Below are 7,593 nucleotides of genomic sequence, written 5' to 3' on the forward strand. Positions count from 1 at the left end.
GCGATGCCCTGGGCTAGGAGCTTTTGGGCCTTCAGCCCGTACTTGAACCACATGCTAAAGTTCTGTTAAATATAATGATTGATCTCGACAACCCGGAGTTGCAGAATGCACTCCAAATCATACAGTTTACCCGTCGTTCGCTTTTCCTTACCGGAAAGGCGGGGACGGGTAAATCTACTTTTTTACGTTATATAGCCGCCAATACCAAGAAGAAACATATCATTCTTGCCCCAACAGGCATTGCGGCCATCAACGCCGGAGGAAGCACGCTCCACAGCTTTTTCAAGCTTCCTTTCCACCCTCTGCTGCCCAACGACAGCATGTATTCCGTCCGCAACATCCGCAACACCCTGAAATATAATTCTGAGAAGATAAAGATTATCCGCGAGGTAGAGCTCATCATCATCGATGAGATCAGTATGGTTCGTGCCGATATCATCGATTTCCTGGACAAGGTATTGCGGGTATATTGCCGCAACATGCGAGAGCCTTTCGGGGGCAAGCAGCTGCTTCTGGTGGGCGATATCTTCCAGCTGGAGCCTGTAGTAAGAGAGGACGACCGCCGTCTGCTCAGTCCCTTCTACCGCAGCAGTTTCTTCTTCGATGCCAAGGTGTTCGAATACTTCAAGCTCGTGAGCATCGAACTCAAGAAGGTATACCGCCAGAGCGATCCTGTTTTCATCAGCATCCTCGACCATATCCGCACGTCTCAGGTACCTATGCAGGATTTCCAGCGCCTCAACCAGCGCGTGGGAGCCAGGCTCGATGAAGGTGATTCCAAACTTGCCATCACCCTCTCTACGCGCCGCGATACGGTAGATTACATCAACGACAGCCAGCTCCAGCGTCTTCCGGGCGAGCCTTGCCTCTTCCGTGGCCACATACAGGGCGAGTTTCCGGAGAGCAGTCTCCCTACCCCTATCGAACTTTACCTCAAGACGGGGGCTCAGGTTATCTTCATCAAGAATGATATCGAGCACCAGTGGGTGAATGGCACGCTGGGCACCATCATCGGTTTTGATGAGGATGAGGATGCCAAGATTTATGTGCGCACCGAGGAAGGAAAGGATGTGATGGTTGAGCCTGCGGCATGGAGCAACATGCGATACCATTTCAATGAGGTTGAGAAGAAGATTGAGGAGGAAGAGATTGGCAGATACGAGCAGTACCCCATCCGTCTGGCGTGGGCAATAACGGTTCATAAGAGTCAGGGCCTCACCTTCAACCAGGTGAAGATTGATTTCACGGGTGGTGTTTTTGCAGGCGGACAGACGTATGTTGCCTTGTCCCGCTGTACCAGCCTCGAGGGCATCAGTCTTCAGGAGCCATTGCGTCAGAGTGATGTTTTCGTGCGCAATGATGTCAAGCAGTTTGCCCGTCATTTCAACGACCAGAGCACCATCAACACGGCGCTTACCCAGAGTAAGGCTGACAAGCAGTATCATGATGCCGTCAAGGCGTTCGACAGGGGCGATATGCAGTCGGCTCTCGACAACTTCTTCCTTGCCATCCACAGCCGTTATGACATCGAGCAGCCGCTTGCCAAGCGTTTCATCCGCAAAAAGCTGAACAGGGTGAATGAGCTTCAGGCTGAGAACGAGCGGCTGCGCGAAGAAATAAGAAAGAAGGATGAAGAGAAGGAGAAGCAGGAGAAGTTCCTCAAGCGCCTTGCCACGGAGTATGTGATTATGGGCAAGGAGTGCGAAAAAGAGGGCATGAAAGAGGCTGCCATCATGAATTACCGCAAGGCCCTCACGCTTTATCCTGAGCACCCGGAGGCGAAAAAAAGGCTTTTAAAGGTAAAAAAGTAAAAAGGTAAAAAGAGGCTTTTAAATGGGGGACCAGCGATGGAATCGCTGGGAACGGAGGTGCAAAGAGGCTTTTCTCCTTCCTGTCCCCGTTCCCAGCGATTCCATCGCTGGTCCCCCCGAGCTTTTTTTAAAGGTAAAAAAGCAATATAGATAAAACAAAAAAAACAGGCAAAATGATTTTGCCTGTTTTTTTATTATCTATAAGCTGAAAAGCTCTATTAACTGTAAACTTTCAACTATAAACTATCATCTAGTACCATTGTACAGCGTTGGAATAACCACTTCTCTTGTCGTATTTCAGCGCATCTGTCAAGGTGGCTGCGTTACAACGGAAGGTGAAGTTGTAGCTCGTGTATGGAGCGAGAACCACAGAACAGCTCATGTTGAAACAGTGAAGATCACGAGCCAGACTGGCGGTGGTCATACTGATCTTGTGGTTGTCAAAATCATAACCGGATGAGAAACTGATGTTCCAGCCATCACTGATTCTTACGTTACCACTCATGTTCAGAGTCTGGGTAAACTTATATGCATAGCGCATCGTCTTCTCATTGAACTTTTCTCTTCGCGTATCCTCGCGCATTGTTACACCGTAACCGAAGGTCAGCGACCATGGCATCTTGAACGCCATATAACCGTCTGCATCCGTTTCAGCCTTGCCGCCCTTCTTGGCAGCCGTCTTACCCTTCTCCAGACTATCGTCTACGTTGCTCTCAATGTCGGTATCCAGACCTTCATCGTCATCATCATCGCTGCGCTTGCTGTTCTTCTTGTCGTCCTCATCATCGCCCCCGCCAAAGAGTTTCTTCAGCTTCTCCGGGTTCAGTGTGAACGAGAAGTTCTGCGACATACCCTGGAATCGTCCGAACCTGCCCTTGCCCCACTCCGTATGGGTACCTACATAAACATTGTTCTGGTCATCCAGCTCGTAGGCATAAGTGGCAAACACGGCGTTCATGTTGAAGGTATAGTTCTTCCACCACTTCAGTCTGAGGTTGATGTTCATATCGCTCCAAGGGCGAACCTTGGCTGCAGTATTGTAGCTCATGTTGATGTCGAACGCATCGATGATACTGATTTTCTTGTATCCGGTAGAGTCCTTGTCGCTCTTCACCTTCATCTCGATGTTGTTGCCCAGGGTAAACGAGATGTTACCGCTCTTACCCTTGCCCGGTGCACCGTAGAGGGCGTTGGCATACTTCGAATAGCTTACCAGCGATACGTTTCCGTCGGCATCGGTCTTCTGGTAGGTGTCCCAGTAGCCGTAGCGTGAAGCTCCGAAGTCTGGGGCATAGCTGAAGTTCACCGTAGGCGTAAACACGTGGCGCACAGCCTGTATCTTATCTCCGAAGAGCTTGCGGTTTGGTATGTAGAAGCCATAGAGTTTGGTAGAGAGACCTACGCTCATGTTCCAGTTATACACATTGTTGAAACCGTAGATGGTATCACATTTCTCCGTCTGGCTGGCTTCATCCCATGATCTCTCCACCTTGTTGGTATACATACGGTCGGTGAAATTGAACGATGGGTTCACGTTGAGATATTTAAAGAGCGTGAATGTAGCACTCACCGGTATCTGGTGCTGCCATCCATTTCTCCAGTCCTTGATGAGCGAACTGTGCATCAGCTTATCTTCTTTGGTATTGATGCTGTTAGAGATGTGTCCCGTATAGCTCATGGCTATCTTCTCGTACCATTTCTCATCGCCCACCATCTTCTTTCTTCTGAACGGATAGAAGCGGGAGATGCTGATGTTGAGGTCGGGCAGCGTCATGGCGATGGATGAATCGCGCATGTTCTGCGAGAGGTTGGCGGTGGAACTGAGCGTCATACCGATGCTTGAGAACGAGGTGCTCCAGTTGACAGATGAGGTTCGCGTACTCTGCGTCATCGTCTGCGGATTGTAGAGCGAATTGAGGTTATTGCGTTCGTAGCTCGATGTGGCGAAGTTCACACTTGCCGAAAGCGAACTGTATGGGTTTGCCTTGCTGTCCTGGCGGTGGCTCCATTGCAGTTTGAAACTCTCCTGTTCGGTAAAGTCTGGCATTCCCTTATCACCGTTCTTCGTATCCTGGTAACTGAAGAAGAAGGAACCCGAGTATTTGTATCTCTTGCGGTAGTTGCTGGCTGCCGAGAGTCCCCACGAGCCCTTGGTATAAATTTCGCCCAGCAGCTTCAGGTCCCATTTATCGTTCATGGCGAAATAATATCCACCATCTCTCAGGTAGAAGCCTCGTGCCGTTTCATCGCCGTAGGTTGGCATGATGAAACCGCTGCTGTAGCTCTTGGTGAACGGGAAGAAGCCGTAAGGGATGGCGAGCGGCATTGGTACATCGCACACCACGAGATAGGCTGGTCCGAATACCACATCCTTGCCCGGTCTTACCTTGGCTCGGGAGAGCGAGATGTAGAAGTCGGGATGCGGATCATCGCAAGTGGTATACCTGCCGTGCTGCAGATAGATGACACCCGATGAGTCGCGTTTCGACTTCATACCGGTCAGGAATCCGTCTTCCTGTTCTGTATATACATTATTAATAAGGGCCTTCTTGCTCTTGAAGTTGAATTTGATGGTGTCGGTATCGTAGGTATCACTACCCATCTTGAAGACAGGTTTGCCCTTGATGCCTCCCTCCGCCGTACTGTCGGGTGTACCCATAGCCTTCACGTTGCTCTTGTCCATATCCATGGAGATGCGGTCAGAGCTGAGGTCCATGTTGGTATACTTCACGTTGGAGTTTCCGTAGAGATATGCCACCTTGTTCTTGGCATCGTATACGAGGGAGTCGTCCGCCTGATAGTTAACCGGTGCGTCTACTCCACCCTGTTTCTTTCTGGCGATACTGTCGAGGCGGATACTGTCATCCACCACTTTATTATGTTTCCATATAGCTTTCTGCAGCGAGTCCATCTGCGTAGTGTCGTCAGCCTGTTTCAGCTTGGGCTTTATTTCGTTGCCCAGCGAGTCTACGAACACACTGTCTCCCACGCTGTCCACGGTTTCCGTCTTCTCCTTCTTCTTTTTCTTTTTCGAATCGGGCATACCCGGATTAGCCACCATCATACAGGAGATGGCAGCGAGCAGCAGCATAGCTATCGTCGATTGTTTTCTCATTCAATAAATTAGAATTCTATTCAAACATGCGTTCCCATTGCTGGAATCGTTTTACTCCTTCCTCGCCGAACTTCATGAGACTTTTTTCTGCTTTCTCAATCGTTTTTTCCCGGTCGAGGTGAGTTTTGCTGAAGAATTTATCAGCGTAGCAAATCACCTTCTCCTCCATGGTTTCCGGCAGGAAATCCTGATGAGGCAGGGGCAGGTTCTGTGCTATAATCTGTGCCTCTGTGATGCCTGCACCGGTATGGCGCTCGCATACGCGGGCATGTCGTTCATATCCTTCCTTGCGCAGGATTTCTGCTCCCAGTCGTCCGTGGCAGATGTAGGGCTGCGAGCCGAAACACTGTATGCCTGGGGCATCGGTCATGAAGATGCCGAGGTCGTGGAGCATGGCTGCTTCTTCGATAAACTGGGCATCGAGTTGCAATTCGGGATGATACGAAACAATCTGTAGCGCTTTTCGCGCTACAGATTGGCTATGTGTAATGAGGATATGCCGAAGCTCATTATCCTCAGGATAATACTTATCAATAATAGCTTGATAATCCATCGTTTTTATATTAAATGTTGAATGTTGAGTGTTGAATGTTGAATTATGGGGCTTGCGCCGTAAGTGTCCTTGCTGTTTTGCAGAAAGGGACAACTCAACATTCAACATTCAACATTTAACATTATTCAGCCTCGCGCTCGATGTAAGCAATAACATCGCCCTTGCGCACCTTGCTGCCCTGCTTGGCATTGATTTCTACGAGCTTGCCGCCCAATGCTGCCGGGATGGTTTCAAACTCGCCCCAAGGAGCCTGGATATAGCAGAAGGCATCACCTTCCTTATATTCCTTGCCGATGTATGGCTCTACAGCTGGCTGGCACTCGCCCTCGCCCTGGAATTCCCAGAAGATCTGACCGGCTACTGGTGCCACGATGGCATCTGCCTTGGCGTGCTTGAACTCTGCAAGCTGTGCAGGTGTAAGGGTTGTACCGAGCTTGGCATCCTTTGCCTTCTGAAGGTCGGCAAGGAAGTTCTTCTTTGCCTGTCCGCTCTTGTAGTTGCGATACTGCTCTGGGTGCATGGCGAGCTCGAAGAGTTCCTCGTCGTCCTGACCGTAATCCCAACCGTTCTCGTCCATCTCCTTCTTGAAGTCGTCGAGGGCGTTGGTGAGCAATGTGTGTGCATCTACGTCGGTAAACTCGCGGCCCTGCTTCTTGGCGAGCTCTACGAGTTCTGGGTCGATAGTTCCAGGAATCTTACCGCTCTTGCCGAGAATCATACCCCACATTGAGTCGTCCATCATGACGAAGCGGCCCTTGCCCTGCTCCATGGTGAGGAGGTTCATCAGTGAGATGTTCTTTACATACTGGCTGAATGGGGTTACCAATGGAGGATAACCTACGCGTGGCCATACATACTCTACCTCGTCGAAGAGCTTGATGAGCAGGTCGTCCATAGACAACTCTTCCTCACCCTTCTTCTTGCGGATGTTGTTGATGGTCTGGCGCATACCGCCGAGGTCTGCCATCATACTACCCATCATACCGCCTGGGAGACCGCAACCGAGCAGGAGTGAAGACATGATCTTGTTACCTGGGTTGATGAAATATCCGAGCCACTCGTCGATGAATTCCTGAGTCATGGCACGCGCCTTCATATAAGCGCTCATATTGATTTCAGGTACCTCGAAGCCCTCGTTCTTCAGCATGCTGATAACTGAGATTACGTCTGGGTGAACCTTACCCCATGACAGTGGCTCGATGGCTGTATCGATGATGTCGGCACCGTTGTTGCATACCTCGAGGATAGAAGCCATAGAGAGACCAGGACCTGAGTGGCCATGATACTGGATGATGATCTGTGGATACTTGTCCTTGATCATCTTGGTGAGCTTGCCGAGGAATGCTGGCTGGCCGATACCTGCCATATCCTTCAAGCAGATTTCCTCTGCACCGGCAGCGATGAGCTGGTCGGCGATGTTCATGTAATATTCCAGGGTATGAACAGGAGAGTTGGTGATACAGAGTGCACACTGTGGAGTCATGCCGCCCTCCTTGGCCCACTTGATAGAAGGAATGATGTTGCGCACATCGTTCAGTCCGTCGAAGATACGTGTGATGTTGGTACCCTGCTTAGCCTTTACCTTATACATAAGGGCGCGCACGTCGTCAGGCACCGGATACATACGAAGAGCGTTCAATCCGCGGTCGAGCATGTGAGTCTTGATACCCACCTCGTTGAAAGGTTTACAGAATGCGCGTACGGCATCGTTAGGGTTTTCACCTGCCAGCAGGTTAACCTGCTCGAAGGCACCGCCGTTAGTCTCTACACGGCTAAAGCATCCCATTTCGATGATAACTGGGGCAATTTTAGCCAACTGATCCTTGCGTGGCTGGAACTTACCAGAGCTCTGCCACATGTCTCGATAAACGAGACTGAACTGAATTTTCTTCTTCATTATTTTTGTTCTTTTTCTTTATATTCGATGTATGAATTAAATTCCAAGGTGCAAAATTAGACAAAAAAATCGAGAAATCGTCCTATTCGCCTCTTTTTTTATATTTATTATGTTATTTATTCAAGTTTCGCAAGTTTTGCCCACACGCTCTGAAAGTTTTCGCCACACGCCCTGAAAGGGCAGAAGCTCCTAGCCCAGGGCATCGCCCTGGGTGTTT

At 49.8% G+C, this 7,593-nt stretch carries 4 protein-coding genes; 1 reads left to right on the forward strand and 3 read right to left on the reverse strand.

Annotated features, from left to right (window positions below; genetic code table 11):
* The first annotated feature begins 74 nt into the window (after positions 1–74).
* Positions 75–1,811 carry an AAA family ATPase gene (locus KSW37_RS14700; RefSeq protein ID WP_217315116.1) on the forward strand — a complete coding sequence of 579 codons (1,737 nt, stop codon included), beginning with the start codon at positions 75–77 and terminating at the stop codon, positions 1,809–1,811.
* Positions 1,812–2,061: 250 nt separating this feature from the next.
* On the opposite strand, the gene KSW37_RS14705 is transcribed toward KSW37_RS14700, so the two are convergent.
* The 3 genes from KSW37_RS14705 to KSW37_RS14715 form a co-directional block, all read right to left on the reverse strand.
* Positions 2,062–4,926, reverse strand: coding sequence for a putative LPS assembly protein LptD (locus KSW37_RS14705; RefSeq protein ID WP_217315114.1), 2,865 nt, complete (start codon positions 4,924–4,926; stop codon positions 2,062–2,064).
* A gap of 16 nt (positions 4,927–4,942) precedes the next feature.
* Positions 4,943–5,479, reverse strand: coding sequence for an HDIG domain-containing metalloprotein (locus KSW37_RS14710; RefSeq protein ID WP_022120820.1), 537 nt, complete (start codon positions 5,477–5,479; stop codon positions 4,943–4,945).
* A 121-nt stretch (positions 5,480–5,600) separates the two neighbouring features.
* Positions 5,601–7,376, reverse strand: coding sequence for a biotin/lipoyl-binding protein (locus tag KSW37_RS14715; RefSeq protein ID WP_217315112.1), 1,776 nt, complete (start codon positions 7,374–7,376; stop codon positions 5,601–5,603).
* Between the last annotated feature and the right edge of the window lie 217 nt (positions 7,377–7,593).

Origin of the sequence: Segatella copri (genome assembly GCF_019127135.1) — a bacterium.
Taxonomy (GTDB): domain Bacteria; phylum Bacteroidota; class Bacteroidia; order Bacteroidales; family Bacteroidaceae; genus Prevotella.